The organism is Polymorphospora sp. A560 (assembly GCF_045781765.1).
Taxonomy (GTDB): Bacteria; Actinomycetota; Actinomycetes; order Mycobacteriales; family Micromonosporaceae; genus Polymorphospora; species Polymorphospora lycopeni.
Window position 1 is genome coordinate 641,289 of sequence record NZ_CP122282.1, and the last position, 21,933, is coordinate 663,221.

General features: G+C 75.1%; 4 protein-coding genes. 3 read left to right on the plus strand and 1 reads right to left on the minus strand.

The window, feature by feature from the left end; all coding sequences use genetic code 11:
* Positions 1–53 precede the first annotated feature (53 nt).
* Positions 54–19,091 carry an amino acid adenylation domain-containing protein gene (locus QCD66_RS03055; RefSeq protein ID WP_375733666.1) on the plus strand — a complete coding sequence of 6,346 codons (19,038 nt, stop codon included), beginning with the start codon at positions 54–56 and terminating at the stop codon, positions 19,089–19,091.
* Positions 19,088–19,303: an MbtH family protein gene (locus QCD66_RS03060; RefSeq protein ID WP_357536646.1), complete on the plus strand. Its 216-nt coding sequence runs from the start codon at positions 19,088–19,090 to the stop codon at positions 19,301–19,303. Before QCD66_RS03055 ends, QCD66_RS03060 begins: the two co-directional genes overlap by 4 nt.
* A gap of 47 nt (positions 19,304–19,350) precedes the next feature.
* Here the strand turns inward: QCD66_RS03060 and QCD66_RS03065 are convergent, their stop codons facing one another.
* Positions 19,351–20,247: a bile acid:sodium symporter family protein gene (locus QCD66_RS03065; protein ID WP_375733705.1), complete on the minus strand. Its 897-nt coding sequence runs from the start codon at positions 20,245–20,247 to the stop codon at positions 19,351–19,353.
* 258 nt (positions 20,248–20,505) lie between these two features.
* Here QCD66_RS03065 and QCD66_RS03070 point away from each other — a divergent pair, with 258 nt between their 5' ends.
* A complete protein-coding gene (locus QCD66_RS03070) occupies positions 20,506–21,927 on the plus strand; it encodes a condensation domain-containing protein (RefSeq protein ID WP_375733665.1) in 1,422 nt (473 codons plus the stop codon).
* The last annotated feature ends 6 nt before the right edge of the window (positions 21,928–21,933 follow it).

Consider the following 21,933-nt stretch of genomic DNA (forward strand, 5'->3'; position numbering starts at 1 on the left):
GTCCCGGGGCCGGTCGGCCCCGCGTGCCTTCCGCCGGAAAGGTGTGATCCTTCTTGTCCGCCAGCGAAACGACCACTGTGGAGTCCGCCCTGCGGTACTGGCGGGACCGGCTCGCCGGGGCCGCCCCGGAGATCCCGCTCCCGGTGGACGGCACCCGTACGCCGCAGGTCCCCGCCCCCCGCACCGGCTCCCGGCCGCGGGTCGGGCACCGCCGTACGCTGCCCGCCGGCCCGCTGGCCGACCTCGCCCGCCGGACCGGGACCGGCACCGACGACGTCGTACTCGCCGGGCTCGCCGCCCTGCTGCACCGCTACACCGGCGGAACCGACCTGCTGATCGGCTCCGAACTGCCGCTGCGCCTGGACCTCGCCGGTGCGCCTGGGCTCGCCGAACTCGCCGGGCGGGTCGCCGCCACCCGGGCCGCGGCGGCGGCCCACACCCTGCCGCTGGACGCGATCGTCGACCCGGCCACCGCCGCGCCCTACAACGTCGGATACGGCACCGTCCCCGACGAGCGCCTCGACCTGTGGCTCGGCGCCACCACCGGCGCCGACGCCGTCGAACTCGACCTGCGCTCCGCCACCGGCCGGCTGGCCCCGGCGGCGGCCGCACGCCTGCTCGACCACCTCGACAACCTCCTCACCGACGGGGCGCGGCGGCCCGACCGGCCCGTCGCCGAACTGGACCTGCTCACCCCCGCCGAACGGCACCGGATCCTGGTCGGCTGGAACGACACCGCCTGCGCGGTGCCGCCCGGCACCGTCCCCGACCTCTTCCAGACCTGGGTACGGCGCACCCCCGACGCGATCGCACTCGTGCTGGAGGAGACCGAGCTGACGTACCGGCAGCTCAACGAGCGCGCCAACCGGCTCGCCCACCTGCTGATCGCCGCCGGCGCCGGCCCGGAGCGGCTGGTCGCGCTCGCCCTGCCCCGGTCGGTGGACCTGATCGTCGCCGAACTGGCCGTCCTCAAGACCGGTGCCGCCTACCTGCCGCTCGACGTCGACTACCCGGCCGACCGGATCGCCTACATGCTGGCCGACGCCGCACCCGTCTGCCTGCTCACCACCACCGACCTCACCGACCGGATACCGCACCGCGCCGGCACCGACCGGTTGCTGCTCGACACCCCGGACCTCGCCGCGGACCTGGCCGGGCAGCCGGTCACCGACCCGACCGACGCCGACCGGTCCGCCCCGCTGACCGTCCACGGTGCCGCGTACGTCATCTACACCTCCGGCTCCACCGGCCACCCGAAGGGCGTCGTGCTGTCGCACACCGGGGTCGCCAAGCTCATCGCCACCCAGACCGAGCGGTTCGGCATCGGCCCGCACAGCCGCGTCCTCCAGTTCGCGTCCCCGAGCTTCGACGTCGCGTTCTGGGACCTGTGCCTGGCCCTGCTGTCCGGCGGGCGGATGGTGCTGGTCCCCGCCGACCGGCGGGTGCCGACCGACGCGCTCGCCGGGTACGCCCGCGACCACGGCGCCACCTTCATGATCCTGCCGCCGGCACTGCTCGCCGTCCTGCCCGCCGACGCCGAACTGCCCGCCGGCGCCACCCTGCTCGCCGGCACCGAACGGGTCTCGTCCGAACTCGTCGCCCGCTACGCCCGCCGGCTGAAGATGTACAACGCGTACGGGCCGACCGAGGCGACCGTCAACTCGACCCTGGGCCGCTGCGACCCCGACCTGCCGCCCGGCTCCCCGGTGCCGATCGGCCGCCCCGACCCCGGCACCCGCGCCTACGTCCTCGACGACACGCTGCGACCGGTGCCGGTCGGCGTGATCGGCGAGTTGTACCTCGGTGGCCCCGGCCTCGCCCGCGGATACCTGAACCGGGCCGGGCTGACCGCGCAGCGGTTCGTCGCCGACCCGTACGGGCCGGCCGGGGAACGCCTCTACCGCACCGGCGACCTGGTGCGGTGGCGGGCCGACGGGCAGCTCGACTTCGTCGGCCGGACCGACGACCAGGTGAAGATCCGCGGATACCGGATCGAGTTGGGCGAGGTCGAGTCGGCGATCGCCGGTGACCCCGAGGTGGCCCAGGTCGTCGCGACCGTACGCGAGGACCGGCCCGGCGACCGGCGGCTGGTCGCGTACGTCGTACCGGCGACCGGGGGGAGAACCGCCGCGGCCGACGGTGCCGCCGGACGGGGTGACGGGCAGGTAGCGCAGTGGAAGGAGCTGCACGAGCTGCTCTACCGGGCCGGCACCGCCGAACCCGCCGCCGACAACTTCACCGGCTGGAACAGCACGTACGACGGCCAGCCGATCCCGCTGCCCGAGATGCGGGCCTGGCGGGACGCCACCGTCGCCCGGATCGGGGCGCTGCGGCCCCGACGCATCCTGGAGATCGGGGTCGGCAGCGGTCTGATCCTGTCCAGGCTCGCCCCGCACACCGAGGCGTACTGGGGCACCGACCTGTCCGAGCAGGCGATCGAGACGCTGCGCGGCCACGTCGCGGCCAACCCGGACCTGGCCGGGCGGGTCACCCTGCGGGCCCGACCGGCACACCGGTTCGACGGGCTACCGGCCGGCTTCTTCGACACCGTGGTGGTCAACTCGGTCGTCCAGTACTTCCCGGACGCCGGCTACCTCGCCGACGTGCTGCGGCGCGCCGTCGAACTGGTCGTCCCCGGCGGGCGGGTCTTCGTCGGCGACGTACGCAACCTGCGGCTGCTGCCGGTGCTGCGGGCCGCCGTACAGGTCGGCCGGCACACCGCCGGACGGCGGCCGCTGGACGTCGCGGCGGCCCGCACCGGCGTCGAGCAGGACCTTGCCTGGGAGGGCGAGCTGCTGCTCGACCCGGACTTCTTCCCGACCCTGGCCGCCGGGTTGCCGGACGTCGCCGGCGTCGACCTGTGGGTCAGGCGCGGCACCGACCACAACGAGCTGAGCCGCTACCGCTACGACGTGGTCCTGCACCGTCGCCCGGACGGCGCGGCCGCCGGGGTGCCGGTGGCGGCCGCACCGGCCCGGGTCTGGGGTACGGAACTGTCTACCCTGGACGCCATCGGTGCGGTGCTGGCCGGCGAACGCCCGGCCGAGCTGCGGGTGACCGGGCTGCCGAACGCCCGCCTGGTCGCCGACCTGGCGGCACACCGGCAACTGGCGCCCGACGTGGCGGGGGAGACGCCCGACCCGGTCGACCCGGAGGCGCTGCACGACCTCGCCACCCGGCACGGCTACACGGTCGCGGTCACCTGGGCGCCGGACGGCACCGACGGCCACCTGGAGGCGGTCTTCCGCACCGGTCAGGCGCCGGACGGCGCGGCCACCACCGGAGCCGACCGGCCCGCGGCGCCCGCCTACCGGCCCGGCGGCACCGGGCGGCCGCTCGCCGAGCTGGCGAACCGGCCGGTCGCCTTCCGCGACGTGACCGCCCTGCTGCGCCGGCTGCGTGAGCAGGCCCGCACCTGGCTGCCCGAGCACATGGTGCCGGCGGCGTTCGTCGCCCTGCACCGCATCCCGGTCGCCGGCAGCGGCAAGGTCGACCGGGCCGCGCTGCCGGTGCCCGACCTCGGCGCGCTCAGCACCGGCGTACGTCCGCGCGGCGCCCGCGAGGAACTGCTCTGCACCCTCTACGCCGAGGTGCTCGACCTGCCCTCGGTCGGCATCGACGACGACTTCTTCGCCCTCGGCGGCGACAGCATCGTCGCGATCCAACTGGTGATCAGGGCCCGGCAGGCCGGACTCGCGATCACCCTGCGCCAGGTCTTCGTCCGACGTACCGTCGCCGCGCTGGCCCCGGACGCCGTGCCGGTGGCCGACCCGGTGGCCGACCCGGCGCCGGTCACGGTGGACGCGGCCACCGCCGCCCAGCTCGCCGCCGAACTGCCGGGCCTGGTCGAGGTCCTGCCGGTCACCCCGTTGCAGGAGGGGTTCTACTTCCACGCCCTGCTCGACGGGGTCGGCACCGACGCGTACGTGGTGCAGCTCGTCGTCGACCTGACCGGGCCGCTGGACGCCGACGCGCTACGCGCCGCGACCCAGTCGGTGCTGGACCGGCACGCCCCGCTGCGGGCCGCCTTCCGCACCGGCCCGCACGGCGAACTCGTCCAGGCCGTCATGGCCGGTGTCGAACTGCCCTGGCGGACCGTCGACCTGTCGGGACTCGACGCCGACGCGCAGCGGGACCGGCTGACCGCCGAGACCGACGCCGAACGTGGCCGGCCGTTCGACCTCGGCCGGGCACCGCTGCTGCGCGCCCTGCTGGCCCGGCGGTCCCCGGACCGGCACTGGCTGGTCCTGCAATTCCCGCACATCGTCGCCGACGGCTGGTCGGTCTCGGTGCTGCTGCGCGACCTGCTCGCCGGCTACGGCCCGGCCGCCACCCCGCTGCCGGCCGTCACCCCGTACCGGACCTACCTCGGCTGGCTCGGCCGGCAGGACCGGGACGCCGCCCGGACCGCCTGGGCCGCGGCACTGTCCGGAGTGGACGAGCCGACCCGGCTGGTGCCGGTGCCGGCACGACCGCTGCCGGCCCGCAACGCCGAACTGCGGATCACCCTGCCCGAGCCGGTCACCGCCGCGCTGACCGCCCGGGCCCGCGAGTACGGCCTCACCCTCGGCGCCGTGCTCCAGGGCGCCTGGGGGCTGCTCCTCGGCCAGCTCACCGGCCGCCGCGACGTGCTCTTCGGGACCACCGTCTCCGGCCGGGCCGCCGACGTCGACGGGATCGCCGACATCGTCGGCCTGTTCATCAACACGCTGCCGGTACGGCTGCGCTGGCACCCCGACCGGTCGCTGCTCGACGTACTCGCCGGCCTGCACGCCGAACAGTCCGACCTGCTCGACCACCAGCACCTCGGCCTCGCCGAACTGCACCGCCTCACCGGCCTCGACGAACTCTTCGACACCCTCGTGGTGCTGGAGAACTATCCGGAACAGGACGGGCTGCGCGACCCGTCCGGCACCATCGGGGTCGCCGGCCTCGACTACCGCGACGCCGGCCACTATCCGCTCGCCCTGATCGCCCTGCCCGGCGACCGGCTCGACCTGCGCTTCAAGCACGACCTGTCCAGGGTCGACGCACCCACCGCGCGACGGATCGCCGACCGGCTCGGCCGGCTGCTCGAACAGATCGCCACCGACCCGCACCTGCCGTGCGGGCGGCTCGGCCTGCTCACCGACGCCGAACGCGACCACGCCCTCGCGCTGCTCGCCGGCCCGCACCGCGCGGGCGGCCCGGCGACCCTGCTCGACGCGATCGAGGCGCAGGTCGCACGCACCCCGCACGCGCCGGCGATCATCGCCGGCGACGCGACGGTGACGTACCGGCAGCTCGACGAACGGGCCGCCGCACTGGCCGCCCGCCTGGTCGCCGCCGGTGCCGGCCCGGAACGGTTCGTCGCCGTCGCCGTACCCCGGTCGGTCGAACTCGTCGTCGGGCTGCTCGGCGTGCTCAAGGCCGGCGCCGGCTACCTGCCGCTCGACGCCGACCAGCCCGCCGACCGGCTGGCCGACCTGCTCGCCGACGCGGGCGTACACACCGTCGTGACGGTGCCGGCGGCGCGGGCCGCACTGCCGGCCGGGCTCGACCTGCTCCCGGTCGACGGCCCGGCGGCACCCGGCCCGGTCGGTGTCCGACCCCGCCCGGACCAGCCCGCCTACCTGCTCTTCACCTCCGGCTCCACCGGCCGGCCCAAGGGCGTCGTCGTCCCGCACGCCGCGATCACCAGCCAGCTCACCTGGGTCCAGGACCGGTTCCGGCTCACCGCCGACGACCGGGTGCTGCACCAACTGTCGGCCACCTTCGACCCCGCCGCGCTGGAGATCTTCTGGCCGCTGACCGCGGGCGCCGCCATCGTGCTGACCCGCCCGGACGGCACCGGCGACCCGGCCCACCTGGCCGAGGTGATCCACCGGCACCGGGCGACCACGCTGGTGACCGTCTCGTCGGTGCTCACCGCCTTCGCCGACGCCCTCGCCGTCGCCGGCACCGGCACGTCGGTCGCCAGCCTCACCCGGGTGCTGGCCGGCGGCGACGCGCTGCCGGCCGCGACCGCCGCCCGCTGGCGGGAGCTGACCGGGACACCGGTCCACAACGTCTACGGCCCGACCGAGACCGCCGTCCAGGTCACCTGGCACCCCGCCGACACCGGTCCGGCCGGCCCGACCGTGCCGATCGGGCGACCGGTCGCCGACACCCGCCTGTACGTCCTCGACGGCGCCCTGCGCCCGGTCCCGCCAGGCGTACCCGGCGAGCTGTACGTCGCCGGTGCCCAACTCGCCCGGGGCTACCACCGCCGGCCGGCGCTGACCGCCGACCGGTTCGTCGCCGACCCGTACGGGCCGGCGGGGGAGCGCATGTACCGGACCGGCGACCTGGTCCGGTACGGCGAGGACGGGGTGCTGGAGTACCTCGGCCGCACCGACCGGCAGGTCAAGGTACGCGGCCACCGCATCGAGCCGGGTGAGGTGGAGGCCCACCTCGCCGGCCGGCCCGGGGTCGCGGCGGCGGCCGTCGCCGTACGGCCCGGTCCCGGCGGCGCCACCCGGCTGGTCGGGTACGTCGTCGCCCGCCCCGGCGCCGACGTCGACCCCGACGCGCTGCGGGCCAACCTCGCCGCGACCCTGCCCGGCCCGCTGGTGCCGGCGGTCATGGTCGCCGTCGACGCCCTGCCCCGCACCGCCAGCGGCAAGCTCGACCTGGCCGCGCTGCCCGACCCGCAACCGGACCGGGCCGCCTCCCGGGCCCCGGCGACCGACGGCGAGCGGCTCTTCTGCGACATCTTCGCGGCCGTGCTCGACCTGCCCGGGGTCGGCGCCGACGACGACTTCTTCGCCCTCGGCGGCGACAGCATCCGGTCGATCGCGGTGTCCAGCCGGGCGTACGCCCGCGACCTGCCGGTCAGCCCGCGCGACGTCTTCACCCTGCGGACCCCCGCCGAACTGGCCGCGTCCGCCGTCCCGTCGGCCGGGACCGGCGCCGGGCCGGACGGCGCCCCGGCCGTCGAGGTGCCGGCAGCCGCCGACCTGGAACTGGTGCGCGGACGCAGCCCGTGGCCGGTCGAGGAGGTGTGGCCGCTGTCGCCGCTCCAGGAGGGGCTGTACTTCCACGCCAGCTACGACAGCGGCGAACTCGACGTATACACCGCCCAGGTCGCCTTCGACGTGGCCCGGCCGATGGACGCCGACCGGCTGGCCCGTGCCTGCCGTACGCTGCTGGCCCGCAACCCCGGCCTGCGGGCCGGGTTCACCGGCGACGGGCTGCCCGCCCCGGTGCAGTTCGTCACCGCCGACCCGCCACCGGCGCTGACCACCGCCGACCTGTCCACGATGGACGGAGACGCGCGGGCGGCGGAACTCGACCGGCTGCTGACCGCCGACCGGACCCGCCGCTTCGACCTGGCCCGGCCGCCGCTCTTCCGGCTGCTGCTGATCCGGCTCGGCGACACCGACCGGCTCGTCATCACCCACCACGTGCTGCTCTGGGACGGCTGGTCGGCCCGGATCGTCCTCGACCAGTTCCTCGCCCTCTACGCCGCCGACGGCGACGACCGCGACCTGCCGCCCGCCGGCTCCTACCGCTCCTACCTGGACTGGCTCGCCGGCCAGGACCGCGACGCGGCGGCCACCGCCTGGCGGGCCGCGTTCGACGGGCTGGCCGAACCGACCCTGGTCGCCCCGGCCGAGAAGGCCCGCCGCCCGGTGCTGCCGCGCCGCCGCGGCGTCGAGCTGTCCACGGCGGCGACCGACCGGCTGCGCGCCGCCGCCCGCGACCACGGCGTCACCCTCAACACCATGCTCAACGCCGCCTGGGCACTCGTGCTCTCGACCGCGGTCGGCCGTACCGACGTCGTCTTCGGCACCACCGTCGCCGGCCGGCCCGCGCAGATCCCGTACGTCGACGACACCATCGGCCTGTTCCTCAACACCGTTCCGGTCCGGGTCGCCCTCGACGCGGCCGAGCCGGTCGGTGACCTGCTGCGCCGGATGCAGGCCGAACGGGCCGCGCTGATGCCGCACGAATACCTCGGCCTCGGCGAGGTGCAACGGGAGAGCGGCCACACCCAGCTCTTCGACACCCTCTTCGCCCTGCAGCAGGTCGGCGGCGACGACGAGCTCGCGCAACTCCGCGACCGGTACGGCGTCACCGAGGCCGGCAGCGTCGACGCCACCCACTACCCGCTCACCCTGGTCGTCGCGCCCGGACAGCGGCTGCGGGCGACGCTGGCGTACCGGGCCGACACGGTAGGGGCGCCGACGGCGGCGAGCCTGCTCGACCGGTTCGTCACCGTCCTCTCCCGGCTGGCCGCCACCCCGACCGGCCCGGTCGGCCGGATCGACCCGCTGCCGCCGGCCGAACGCGCCGCGCTGGCCGCCCGCGCCGGGGCGACCGTACGGCCGCTGCCCGGCGACACGATCGCCGACCTGCTCGGCGCGCAGGCCCGCCGTACGCCGGACGAGACCGCACTGGTGTTCGGGGCACGACGGTGGACGTACGCCGAACTGGACGCCCGGGTGAACCGGATCGCCCGCCTGCTGATGGCCAGGGGCGCCGGCCCGGAGAAGGTGGTGGCGCTGGCCCTGCCCCGCTCGGCGGACATGGTGGCCGCGCTGTTCGCGGTGCTGCGCACCGGGGCCGCCTACCTCCCGCTGGAACTGGACCACCCCGCCGACCGGCTGGCCCACATGATCGACGACGCCGGGCCGGTCTGTGTGCTGACCACGACGGCCGTCGCCGCCCGGCTGCCCGACCGTGACCTGCTGCGGCTCGACGCCCCGGAGACCGTCGCCGAACTCGCCGCGACCCCGGCCGAACCAGCCGAGCACCCGGCCTTCGCCCGCACCCGCCCCGAACGGCTCGAACACCCCGCGTACGTCATCTACACGTCCGGCTCGACCGGCCGGCCCAAGGGCGTCGTCACCCCGTACCGGGGGCTGACGAACATGCAGCTCAACCACCAGGAGGCGATCTTCGGCCCGGTCGTCGAGGCGGCCGGCCGGCGGCTGCGGATCGCGCACACCGTCTCGTTCGCCTTCGACATGTCGTGGGAGGAACTGCTCTGGCTGGTCGAGGGCCACGAGGTGCACGTCTGCGACGAGGAACTGCGCCGCGACGCCGAGGCGCTGGTGGCGTACTGCGACCGGCACCGCATCGACGTCGTCAACGTGACCCCGACGTACGCCGACCACCTGATCGCGCAGGGGCTGCTGGCGGGCGACGAGGCGGCCGGCCGGCACCGGCCGGTGCTGGTGCTGCTCGGCGGCGAGGCCGTCTCCGACCAGGTCTGGAACCGGCTGCGGGACACCGACGGCACGCTCGGCTACAACCTGTACGGCCCGACCGAATACACCATCAACACCCTCGGCGGCGGCACCCTCGACAGTGCCACCCCGACCGTCGGCCGGGAGATCTGGAACACCCGGGCCCACCTGCTCGACCCGTGGCTGCGCCCGGTGCCGGACGGCTGCGCCGGCGAGCTCTACATCGGCGGCGCCGGCCTGGCCCGCGGCTATCTCGGCAGCCCCGGCCTGACCGCGCACCGGTTCGTCGCCGACCCGTTCGGGGCGCCGGGGCAGCGGCTCTACCGCACCGGTGACCTGGTCCGCCGCCGCCCGGACGGCAACCTCGACTTCCTCGGCCGCACCGACGACCAGGTGAAGATCCGTGGGTACCGGGTGGAACTGGGCGAGATCGAATCGGTGCTCACCGAGCACCCCGACGTCGCCCGGGCCGCCGTCGTCGCCCGCGACACCGGCACCGGTCGCCGCCTGGTCGGCTACGTCGTGCCGGCCGACGGCGTCGCCGCCGGTGACGAGGACGAGCAGATCGCCGAGTGGCACCAGATCTACCACGACGAGTACGCCGAGGTCGGCACCGCCGTCGGGACCGAGGAGTTCGCCGGCTGGGACTCCAGCTACGACGGCCGCCCGATCCCGCTCGCCGACATGCGCGAGTGGCGGGACACGACCGTCGCCCGGATCCGCGAACTGCGCCCACGCCGGGTGTTGGAGATCGGCTGCGGCACCGGGCTGCTGCTGACCCGGCTCGCCCCGGACTGCGAGTCGTACTGGGGCACCGACTTCGCCGCACCCGTCATCGACAAGCTGCGGGTCGACGTGGCCGGCGTACCGGAACTCGCCGGCCGGGTCGAGCTGCGGCACCGGCGCGCCGACGACCTGTCCGGGCTGCCCCGCGACCACTTCGACACCATCGTGATCAACTCGGTGGTCCAGTACTTCCCGAGCGTCGAATACCTGGTCCAGGTGCTGACCGGCGCGCTGGACCTGGTGGTGCCCGGCGGTGCCGTCTTCGTCGGCGACGTACGCAACCTGCGGCTGGCCCGTACCTTCCACGCCGCCGTCCAGGCGGCCCGGTCCGGCGCCGACCCCGATCCCGACCGTCTGCGGCGCGCCGTCGAGCGCGGCGTGCTGATGGAGAAGGAACTGCTGGTCGACCCCGACCTGTTCGCGGTCCTGCCGGGCGTGACCGGCACCGTGCTCACCAAACGGGGGCGGCACCACAACGAGCTGACCCGGCACCGCTACGACGTGGTGCTGCGGGCGGCATCCGGCACCGCGCCACCCGCGGCCGACCTGCCGGTACGACGCTTCGACGGCGACCTCGCCGGGCTCGGGGCGTACCTGGAATCGGCCCGGCCCGAACGGGTACGCGTCGAGCGGGTGCCCAACGCCCGCCTCGCCGGCGAACTCGCGACCGTCCGCGCCCTCGACGACCAGTCATCCGATGTGGACGGCCCGGCCGGAGTGGAGCCGGAGGCGTTGCGCGAACTCGGGGAACGGCTCGGCTACCGGGCGCTGGTCACCTGGTCACCGGCCCACGACGGCAGCCTCGACCTGGTGTTGACCCCGCCGGACGAGGAGCCGCCGGCCGGGCTGTGCCGGCCGCTGCGGACCGCCGCCACCCCCGCCGACTGCGCCAACCGGCCCGCCGCCGCCCGGGGCACCGCGGCCCTCACCGCCCGGCTGCGCGACCACCTCAAGCGCCGACTGCCCGACTACATGGTCCCGGCCGCCCTGGTGCTGCTCGCCGACCTGCCACTGACCGTCAACGGCAAGCTCAACACCCGGGCGCTGCCGGACGCCGACCCCGCCCCGACGGCCACCCCCGACCAGGCGCCGGCCAACGACCGCGAACGGGCCCTGTGCGAACTCTTCGCCGACGTGCTCGGCCTGCCGGCGGTCGGCGTACGGGACAACTTCTTCGACCTCGGCGGCCACTCGCTGCTCGCCACCCGGCTGGTCGGCCGGGCCCGTGGCGTCCTCGGCGCCGACCTGTCGATCCGCGACCTGTTCGAGGCGCCCACCGTCGCCGAACTGTGCGCCCGCGTCGCCCCGGACCCCGGCGGCGACCGGCCGGCCCTGGAACCGGTGCCCCGACCCGACCCGCTACCGGCGTCGTACGCCCAGCAGCGGCTGTGGGTGCTGCACCAGCTCGACCCGGACTCCACGGCGTACAACTTCCCGCTGGTCGCCCGGCTGCGCGGCACCCTGGACACCGACGCGTTCACCGCCGCCGTGCGGGACGTGGTGGCGCGGCACGAGGCGCTGCGGACCCTCGTCGTCACCCACGACGGCCGCCCGGTGCAGCGCGTCGTCCCGGCCGCCGACGCGGTACCCGCCGTCGACCTGCGCGACGTCACCGCCGCCGAACTGCCCACGGTGGTCAGGGCCGCCGCGTCCCGGCCGTTCGACCTCGCCACCGAACTGCCGGTCCGGCTCACCATCGCCCGACTCGCCCCCGACGAGCACGTGGTGGTGATCCTGCTGCACCACGTCACCACCGACGAGTGGTCGGACGGGCCGTTCCTGCGCGACCTCGGCGTGGCGTACGCGGCCCGGCTGGGCGGGACCGCACCGGACCGGCCGCCGCTGCCGGTGCAGTACGCCGACTACACCCTGTGGCAACGGGAACTGCTCGGCGACCCGGCCGACCCGGCCAGCCGCGCCGCCCGGCAACTCGCCTTCTGGCGGGAGACGCTGGCCGGCGCCCCGCAACGGCTCGAACTGCCCGCCGACCGCACCCCCGCCCCGGACACCACCGGCGCCGCCGGCGGCGAGACGTCGATCGAACTGGATCCGGCCGCCGTACGGGTCCTGCGCCGCCTCGCCCAACAGACCGGCGCCAGCATGTTCATGGTCGGGCACGCCCTGGTCGCCGCCCTGCTGCACCGGCTCGGCGCCGGCACCGACATCCCGCTCGGCGCCCCCATCGCCGGCCGCACCGACGAAGCCCTCGACGACCTGGTCGGCTTCTTCGTCAACACGCTGGTGCTGCGCACCGACGTCGGCGGCGACCCCGGCTTCACCGAACTGCTCACCCGGGTCCGGGCCGCCGACCTGGCCGCGTTCGCCAACCAGGACGTGCCGTTCGAGGCCGTCGTCCGCGACCTCAACCCCGAACGCACGGCCGGCGACAACCCGCTCTTCCAGGTCATGGTCGTGCACCGCAACCGCGGCGACGACCGGCTCGACCTGCCCGGCCTGACCGCCACCCCGGAGCCGTACGCCACCGGCACCGCCCGGTTCGACCTGGTCTTCAGCTTCGTCGAGCAGGCCGACGGCGAATCCCTCAGCGTGACCCTCGGCTACCGGGCCGACGTCTTCGAGCCCGCCACCGTCGAGGCGATCGGCCGCCGGCTGGCCCGACTGGTCGACGCGGTCGCCGCCGACCCGGCCGCCCCGCTGCACACCGCCGACCTGCTCGACGACGCCGAGCGGCGGCACGTCCTGCACGACCTCAACGCCACCGGCCGGCCCGTCGCCGAGGCCACCCTGCCGGACCTGTTCGCCGCCCGGGTCGCCGAACGCCCTGACGCGGTCGCCGTGGTCGACGCGGCCGGCGAGCTGACGTACGCCGGACTCGACGCCGCCGCGAACCGGATCGCCCGGCTGCTGCTGCGCGACGGCGTACGGGCGGGGGACGTCGTCGGGCTCGCCGTGCCCCGGTCGGCCCCGATGGTCGCGGCGATCCTGGGCACGCTCAAGCTCGGCGCCGCCTACCTGCCCCTCGACCTGACCCACCCGGCCGACCGGCTGGCCTACATGCTGACCGACAGCGGCGCCCGAACCGTTTTGTCCACCATGGACGCGCCGCTGCCGGACGCGGCCGTACACCGGATCGTGCTGGACGCCCCCGCGACCGCCGCCGAACTCGCCGGCCTCGACGGCGGCCCGGTCACCGAGGCACGACCACCGGCCGGCCTCGACCACGCCGCCTACGTCATCTACACCTCCGGCTCCACCGGCCGCCCGAAGGGCGTCGTGGTCAGCCACGAGGGCATCGCCAGCCTCGCCGCGACCGCCGTCGACCGGATGGGCGTCACCGCCGACAGCCGGGTCCTCCAGTTCGCCTCCGTCGGCTTCGACGTCACCGTCTTCGACCTGGTCATGTCGCTGTGCGTCGGCGGCCGGCTGGTGCTGATCTCCGACGAGGCCCGGGTCGCCGACCACGCCCTGACCGACTTCCTGGCCGCCCACGCGGTCACCCACATGATCCTGCCGCCGTCGTTGCTGTCCGCCCTGCCCGAGGAGTGCGAGCTGCCCGACGGCGGGGTGGTGCTGGTCGGCACCGAGACCGTGCCGCCGGACCTGGTCCGCCGGCTCACCCGCCGGCAGCGGGTCTTCGGCGCGTACGGCCTGACCGAGGCGACCGTCAACTCGACCCTGTGGGCCGCCGAACCGGGCTGGGCCGCCGCCGTCCCGATCGGCCGCCCCGACCCCAACACCCGGGTGTACGTCCTCGACCCCTACCTGCGCCCGGTCCCGTCCGGCGTCGTCGGCGAGTTGTACGTCGCCGGCCGGGGCCTCGCCACCGGCTACCTCGGCCAGCACGGGCTGACCGCACAGCGGTTCGTCGCCGACCCGTACGGCCCGGCCGGCGCCCGCATGTACCGCACCGGCGACCGGGCCCGCTGGCGGACCGACGGCAACCTCGACTTCCTCGGCCGCACCGACGACCAGGTGAAGATCCGTGGCTTCCGGATCGAACCCGGCGAGATCGAGGCGGCCCTCGCCGGCCACCCCGACGTGGCACAGGCCGCCGTCGTCGCCGACCGGTCGGGTCCGGTGACCCGGCTCGCCGCGTACGTCGTACCGGCCGGCACCGCCGCCCCCGACCCGGCCGCCCTGCGCGACCACGTCGCGGCGCGGCTGCCGGAATACATGGTCCCGGCCGCAGTGACGGTGCTGCCCGGCCCGCTGCCGCTGACCCCGAACGGCAAGCTGGACCGCAGGGCGCTGCCGGCACCGGACTTCGGCGCGGCGACCGGCGGCCGGGCCCCGGCGACCGCCCGCGAGGAACTGCTCTGCCGGCTCGTCGCCGACCTGCTCCACCTGCCCGCCGTCGGCGCCGACGACGACTTCTTCGCCCTCGGCGGCGACAGCATCGTGGCGATTCAACTCGTCGGCCGGGCCCGCCGGGAGGGGCTCACCATCCGGCCGGCGGCGGTCTTCACCGCGCGTACCCCGGCCGGCCTGGCCGCCGTGGCCCGCGACGCCGAACCAGCGGCCATGCCCGGCGCCGCCCCGGTGTCCACCGGGCTCGTCCTCGACCCCGCCGAGGCGGCCGAGATCGCCGCGCTCGACCCGGCACCGGTCGAGGTGCTGCCACTCACCCCGCTACAGGCGGGCCTGCTCTTCCACGCCGCGCTCGACTCCGACGGCCCGGACGTCTACACCGTGCAGACCTGGTTCGACCTGGCCGGACCGGTCGACGCCGACCGGCTGCGCCGCAGCGGACAGGCCCTGCTGGACCGGCACGCCAACCTGCGCGCCGGCTTCCGGCACCTGTCGTCCGGCCGGCCGGTCGCGCTCGTCCCGGCCACCGCCGAACTGCCCTGGTCGGAGCAGGACGGTGCCGGCACGTCCTGGCCGGATCTGCTCGACGCCCAGGCCGCCCGCTTCGACCCGGCCGCCCCGCCACTGCTGCGCCTCGCCCTGGTCCACCTCGGACCGGACCGGCACCGGCTGATCCTCACCCACCAGCACCTGCTGCTCGACGGCTGGTCCGGCCCGCCACTGGTCGACGAACTCGCCCGCCTCTACGCCGCCGACGCAGACCCGGCCGCACTGCCCCCGGTCGTGCCGTTCCGCGACTACCTCGGCTGGCTCGCCGCCCAGGACCGCGCCGCCGCCCGCGAGGCGTGGGCGACCGAACTCGCCGACGTGACCGAACCGACCCGGCTGGTGCCCGCCGACCCGGCCCGCCCGCCGATCGCGCCCCGGCTGCACGAGACGGAACTGCCCACGGAGGTGACGGCCGCGCTCTCCACCCTCGCCCGGCGGACCGGCGTGACCGTCGGCACGGCCGTGCACGCCGCCTGGGGCGTCGTGCTCAGCCGCCTGCTCGGCCGCGACGACGTCGTCTTCGGCGCCACCGTCTCCGGCCGCCCCGCCGACCTGCCCGGCATGGAGTCGATGATCGGCCTGTTCATCACCACCATCCCGGTCCGGGTCCGCTGCCGGCCCGCCGATCCGCTGCGCGACGTGCTGGACCGGGTGTGGGCCGCCCAGTCCCGGCTGGTCGACCACCAGCACCTCGGGCTCGCCGAGATCCAGCGGGCGGCCGGCGCCGGCGAACTCTTCGACAGCCTCGTGGTCTTCGAGAACTTCCCGGTGACCGACGGCCCGGCCGGCCCGGTGGCCGGGCTCGACATCCGGCCGGCCGGCGGCCGCGACGCCACCCACTACCCGCTGACCTGGTCGGTCGAGCCCGGCGACCGGCTGCGGCTGGTCGCCGAGTACCGGCCGGACGTGCTCGACCCGGCGACCGTCGAGCGGATCACCGACGCGCTCGCCCGCACCCTGACCGCGCTGGCCACCGACCCGGACCGCCCCGCCGGCACGGTCGACCTGCTCACCGAACCGGTCCGCGACCGGGTGCTCGCCGCCGGACAGGGGCCGGTCGTCGACGTGCCGGCCGCCACCATGCCGGACCTGTTCGCCGCCCAGGTCGCCGAAACCCCGGACGCCACCGCCCTCGTCGGCACCGACACCGATGCCCTGGGCTGGTCGTTCGCCGAGGTCGACCGCTACACCAACCGGCTCGCCCGGCTGCTGGTCGCCGACGGCGCCGGCCCGGAACGGCTGGTCGCGCTGGCGCTGCCCCGCAAGGCGATCACGGTCGCCGCGATCCTCGCCGTACACAAGGCCGGTGCCGGCTACCTGCCGGTCGACGCCGACCTGCCGCCCGACCGGATCGCCGGCATGCTCGCCGACGCCGCCCCGGTGCTGCTGATCACCACCGCCGACGTCGCCGCCGACCTGCCCGCCGGCGGCCCGCCGCGACTGCGGCTGGACAGCGCCGAAACCGCCGAACGGCTGCGCGGCCAGCCGGCCACCGCCGTCACCGACACCGACCGCCGCCGAATGCTGCGGCCGGACCACCCGGCATACGTCATCTACACCTCCGGCTCCACCGGCCGGCCCAAGGGCGTCGTGGTCACCCACCGCAACCTCGTCAACCTCTTCCACAGCCACCGCGCCACCCTGCACCAACCGGCGGTCGCCGCCACCGGCCGCCGCCACCTGCGGGTCGGCCACGCCTGGTCGTTCTCCTTCGACGCCTCCTGGCAGCCGCAGCTGTGGCTCTACGACGGCCACGCCGTGCACGTGGTCGACGACGAGACCCGCCGCGACCCCGGCCGGCTGGCCGCCGCGGTGACCGCCGCCCGGCTCGACTTCATCGAGGTCACCCCGGGGCAGTTCGCCGCGATGGCCGACGCCGGCCTGGTCCGTGACGGCCGCTGTGGGCTCGCGGTGGTCGGTGTCGGCGGCGAGGCCGTCCCGCCCGACCTCTGGACCGCCCTGTCCGGGTTGTCCGGCACCACGGGCTTCAACCTGTACGGCCCGACGGAGTGCACGGTCGACGCCCTGGTCGCCCGGATCGGCGAAAGCGTTCGGCCGGTCGTCGGTCGGCCGGTCGCCAACCTGCGGGCGTACGTGCTCGACCCGGCCATGCGACCCGTCGCCCCCGGCGTCACCGGCGAGCTGTACCTGGCCGGCGCCGGACTCGCCCGCGGCTATCTGGGGCGGCCGGACCTGACCGCGCAGCGGTTCGTCGCCGACCCGTTCGGCCCGCCCGGCACCCGGATGTACCGCACCGGCGACCTGGCCAGGTGGACCGCGGACGGGCAGATCGACTACGCCGGCCGGGCCGACGACCAGGTCAAGATCCGCGGCTACCGGATCGAGCCCGGCGAGATCGAGGCGGCGCTGACCGGCCATCCGGCGGTGTCGCGGGCCAGCGTGGTCGTACGCGACGACCACGGCCGCCACCTCGTCGCGTACGTCGTCGCCACCCCCGGCACCGACCCGGACCCGGCGGTGCTGCGTGAACACGCGGCCGGGCTGCTGCCGGAGTACATGGTGCCGGCCGCCTTCGTCGTGCTGCCCCGGCTGCCGGTGCTGCCCAACGGCAAGCTCGACCGGGCCGCGCTGCCCGCCCCCGACCACCGGCCGTCGGCCGGCCGGGCGGCCCGCACCCCGCTGGAACGTACGCTGCGCGACCTCGTCGCCGACGTGCTCGGCCGACCGGACATCGGCGTCGACGACGACTTCTTCGCCGCCGGGGCGGACAGCGCCAGCTCGATCGAACTCGTCGCCCGGGCCCGCCGCGCCGGGCTGACCCTGCGCACCCGGGACGTGTTCCGGCTACGCACCGTCGCCGCGCTCGCCCCGGTCGTGACCGTCGGGGAGACCACCGTCCCGCTGACGCCGATCATGCACTGGCTGCGTGGGCTGCCCGGACCGATCGACGGTTTCAACCAGTCGGCGGTGCTGCGTACGCCCGCCGAACCGGACCACGACCGGATCGTCCGGGCCCTGTGCTCCCTTGTGGACACCCATGACCTGCTCCGGGCCCGCCTCGACCGGACGGACGGGCGGCCGTGGACGCTGCGCGTGCCGCCACCGGGGCTGACCGACGTACGGCCGCTGGTCCACCGGGTGGACGCCGCCGGACTCGACGACGACGGCCTGCGGGCCGAAGTCGCCGCACAGGCCCGGGCCGCCCGCGACCGGCTGGACCCGGACGGTGGTGTGCTGCTCCAGGCGGTCTGGTTCGACGCCGGACCGCGACCGGGCCGGCTGCTGCTGACGATCCACCACCTCGCCGTCGACGGGGTGTCCTGGCGCATCCTGGTGCCGGACCTGGCCGCCGCGTGGGCGGCGGCCGGCGAGCCGGAGCGTCCGGGCGGCGGGCCGGCGCCGGTCGGCACCTCCTTCGCCGACTGGGCGGCCGGGCTGGTCCGGGCCTCGGCCGACCCGGCCCGGGAAGCGGAGCTGGCGTACTGGACGGACGCGCTGGCCGGTCCCGACGACGGCGCGCGGCGGGCCGCCAGCGATCTGCCACTGCACCGCCCGCTCGACCCGGCGCGGGACACCGCCGCCACCTGTCGCGAGGTCCACACCACGCTGGCCACCGCCGAGACGGCCGCCCTGCTCACCCGGCTACCGGCCGCCCTCGACGCGACCGTCAACGACATCCTGCTGGCCACCGTCGCGGCGGCGGTCGCCGGGACCCGCCGCCGCACCGGAGTGGAAGGCGGCAGCGTCCGGATCGCCCTCGAAGGACACGGGCGTGAGGAGTCGACGGTCGCCGGCCCGGTCGACCTGTCCCGCACGGTCGGCTGGTTCACCAGCGTCTACCCGGTGCGCCTAGACCCCGGCACCGTCGACCCGGACCGGGCCGACACGTTGCGGGCGGCGGTGACCCGGGTCCGCGACACGCTGCGCGCCGTACCCGACAACGGCATCGGCTTCGGCCTGCTCCGGCACCTCGACAGCCGGACCGGCGCCAGCCTGGCCGCCCTCGGCGACCCCGACATCCAGGTCAACTACCTGGGCCGGTTCAGCCTGCCGGAGGCCGCGGACTGGTCGTTCGCGCCGGAGATGGCCGTCGCCGCGCCGTACGCCGCCGACCCGGACATGCCCCAGTCGTACGCGCTCGGCGTCACGATCCAGGTCGAGGACCGTGCCGACGGACCCCACCTGACGGCCACCTGGACCTGGCCGGGCGCGGTGCTGGCCGAGGAAACCGTCCGGGAGACGGCTGCCGACTGGACCCGGATCCTGCATAGTCTCGTCAAGTCCGTGGAACCGCCACCGAGGAGAGCCCGATGACCAACCCCTTCGACGACCCCGACGGCACCTTCCTGGTCCTGGTCAACGCCGAGAACCAGCACAGCCTGTGGCCGGCGTTCGCCGACGTGCCGGCCGGTTGGACCACGGTGTTCGGTCCCGGGCCCCGACAGGAGGCGCTCGACTACGTCGAGGCCAACTGGACCGACCTGCGCCCGCAGAGCCTCATCGACGCCATGAAGTCCGAGGGCTAGCCACCGGCCGGCCGGCCTCACCGAAGAGGCCGGCCCGGCCGCCGGGCTCAGCGGGTCGGGTCGAGGTCGGGCTGGGTCTCCGCCGTGCTGCGGCGCCGGCTGACCAGATAGCCGAAGGCGGCGGCGGTGAAGAACATGACGATGCCGTAGACGGCGGCCGGGACCGCGATCGTCGTGCTGCTCAACAGCGCCGGGCTGACCGCGATGGTGATCGCCAGGGTGCTGTTGTGGATGCCGATCTCCATGCCGGCCGCGATCGACTCCGGCCGGCCGACCCCGGCCAGCCGGGGGAGCCCGTATCCGACGGCGAGGCTGAGCACGTTGAACACCAGCACGATCAGCCCCACCGCGAGGAAGTAGTCGGCGATGTTGTCCCGCTCGTTGACGATCGCGCCGACGACCACCGCGACCAGCACGATGACCGAGAAGATCTTCACCGGCCGGGCCAGCCGGTCGGCCAGGCCCGGGAAGCGCGACCGCAGGGCCATGCCGATCGCCACCGGAATGAGCACGATCGCGAAGACCTGCACCACCTTGTCGAACTGCAACCCGATCGAGGCGCCGTCGCCGAGGAAGTATCCCGACGACAGGTTGACCACCACCGGCAGGGTGAGGACGGCGAGCACCGAGTTGACGGCGGTCAGCGTCACGTTGAGTGCGACGTGGCCGCCGAAGAGATGGCTGTAGAGGTTGGCGGTGGTCCCGCCGGGCGACGCCGCGAGCAGCATCATGCCGAGCGCGAGCTCCGGCCGCAGGCCGAACGCGATCACCAGGCCGAAGCACAACGCCGGGAGCAGCACGATCTGGCAGCCCAGGGCGATCAGTACCAGTTTCGGATAGGTCGCCACCCGGCGGAAGTCGCCGATGGTGAGCCCGAGGCCGAGGCCGAGCATGACGATGCCGAGCGCGATCGGCAGACCGACGGTGGTGAGCCAGGAGTCCATCTCCGGATCCTGCCCGCCGCGGCCCGCATCCGGCATCGTCTATCCCGCTGATTTCGGGGCCGCCCGCAGGCGAAACCCGGTGCCGGGCTGACCCGCCGCACAGTGGGCGGCGGCCGGTGGATCGGCCGAACGGCCGGAGCAATGCGCTGTCCCGTGGAGTTAGAAGCCCCGCCCGGAACAGATACTGGTCGAAGTGGCCCGGCCGGTAGCCGGTGGCCACGATCGCCCACAGTGGATCATGCGCAGCGGAGGTGCGGGGTGTCCGGGCTCGAAGGTACGGTCCAGCCGGTCGAGCCGGTGGCCGAGAAGTGGACAGCCGCCGACTTCACCGGGACGGAACCCCCGTCGGCACCCTTCACCTGGGGGCAGCGGATGCTGTGGCGGGCGTTCGAGATGTATCCGCCGAACCGGACGATGGTCAACATCTCGCGGGTGGTCCCGGTGCCGCGCCGGGCCCGGACCGGCGTGCCGGACGTGCTGCGGGTCGTCGGTGCCCTCGTCGGCCGGCACAACTCGCTGCGCACCCGGCTGCGAACCGTCGACGGGGAACTGCTCCAGGTCGTGTCGGGCCACGGCGAGCAGCCGGTGCTGCTGGTGCACGCCGGCCCGGCGGACGACGACGGCACCGCCACCGCGCAGGCGCTGGCCACCCGGCTCGCCTCGACCGCGTTCGACCTCGCCGAGGAACTGCCGCAACGGGTGGCACTGGTGGTCGCCGGCGACCGGGTATGTCAGGTCGCCCTCGTCTTCAGCCACACCACCGTCGACTTCGGCGCCGTCGAGATCGTGCTGCGCGACCTGCGGGTGCTCCTGCTGCGGGGCAGCATCGCCGCGCCACCCGGACTCCAGTCGGTCGACATCGCCCGGCGCGAGCAGGAGGAACGCCACCGGCGCCGGGCGCAACGCGCCATCGCCCGCTGGGTCGACTGGTTCGGCCAGTTGCCCAAGGAGACGCTGCCGGAGCTGGGGCCACCGCTGACCCCGCTGTTCCGGCAGGGCACCCTGGTCTCGGCGGCGGCGGACACCGCCGTACGGCTGGTCGCCAACCGGCACGGGGTGACCACCTCGACGGTGCTGCTGACGGCGATCGCCGCGGTGCACGCCGGCTGGTCCGGCCGGGACACCGTCGGCATCTTCATGATGGTCAACAACCGTTCGCTGCCCGGTTACGACACCGCGATCGCCAAGCTCAACCAACTCGGCATGATCGTGGTCGACCTGGCCGACCGTCCGGACTTCGCCAAACTGCTGCCCCGGGTGTGGGCGGCGGCGCTCGAGGCGTACCGCTCGGCCTACTACGAGCAGGCGGAACTGCTGCGGGCGTACGAGGCGGCCGGTCACAAGATCAATACTGGTGAGAGCGCGCACTGCTATTTCAACGACATCCGGCTGAGCACCGACGCGAGCGTGTTCGGCCGGGAGACCGGCGAGGACGAGGTCCGTGCCGCGATGTCGAGGTCGTCGTTCTCCTGGGGCGAGAGCTACGACAGCTTCGTCTACCGGACCCGGGTGGAGGTCGTCGACAAGCCGGGCGGCATCGGTCTGACGCTCACCGCAAACACCGCCTACCTGCCGCCCGAGCAGGCCGAGCGGTTCCTGCGTGACCTGGAGCGGCTGCTGGTCGACGCGGCCTTCCACGACGTGCCGGCACCCTGGGTACGGCCACACGTCACCGCCTGACCCGAC

Bases quoted from the DNA above. Each gene is read 5' to 3' on its own strand.
- QCD66_RS03065 (WP_375733705.1), bottom strand. From the start codon at position 20,247: ATGGACTCCTGGCTCACCACCGTCGGTCTGCCGATCGCGCTCGGCATC.
- QCD66_RS03060 (WP_357536646.1), top strand. From the start codon at position 19,088: ATGACCAACCCCTTCGACGACCCCGACGGCACCTTCCTGGTCCTGGTC.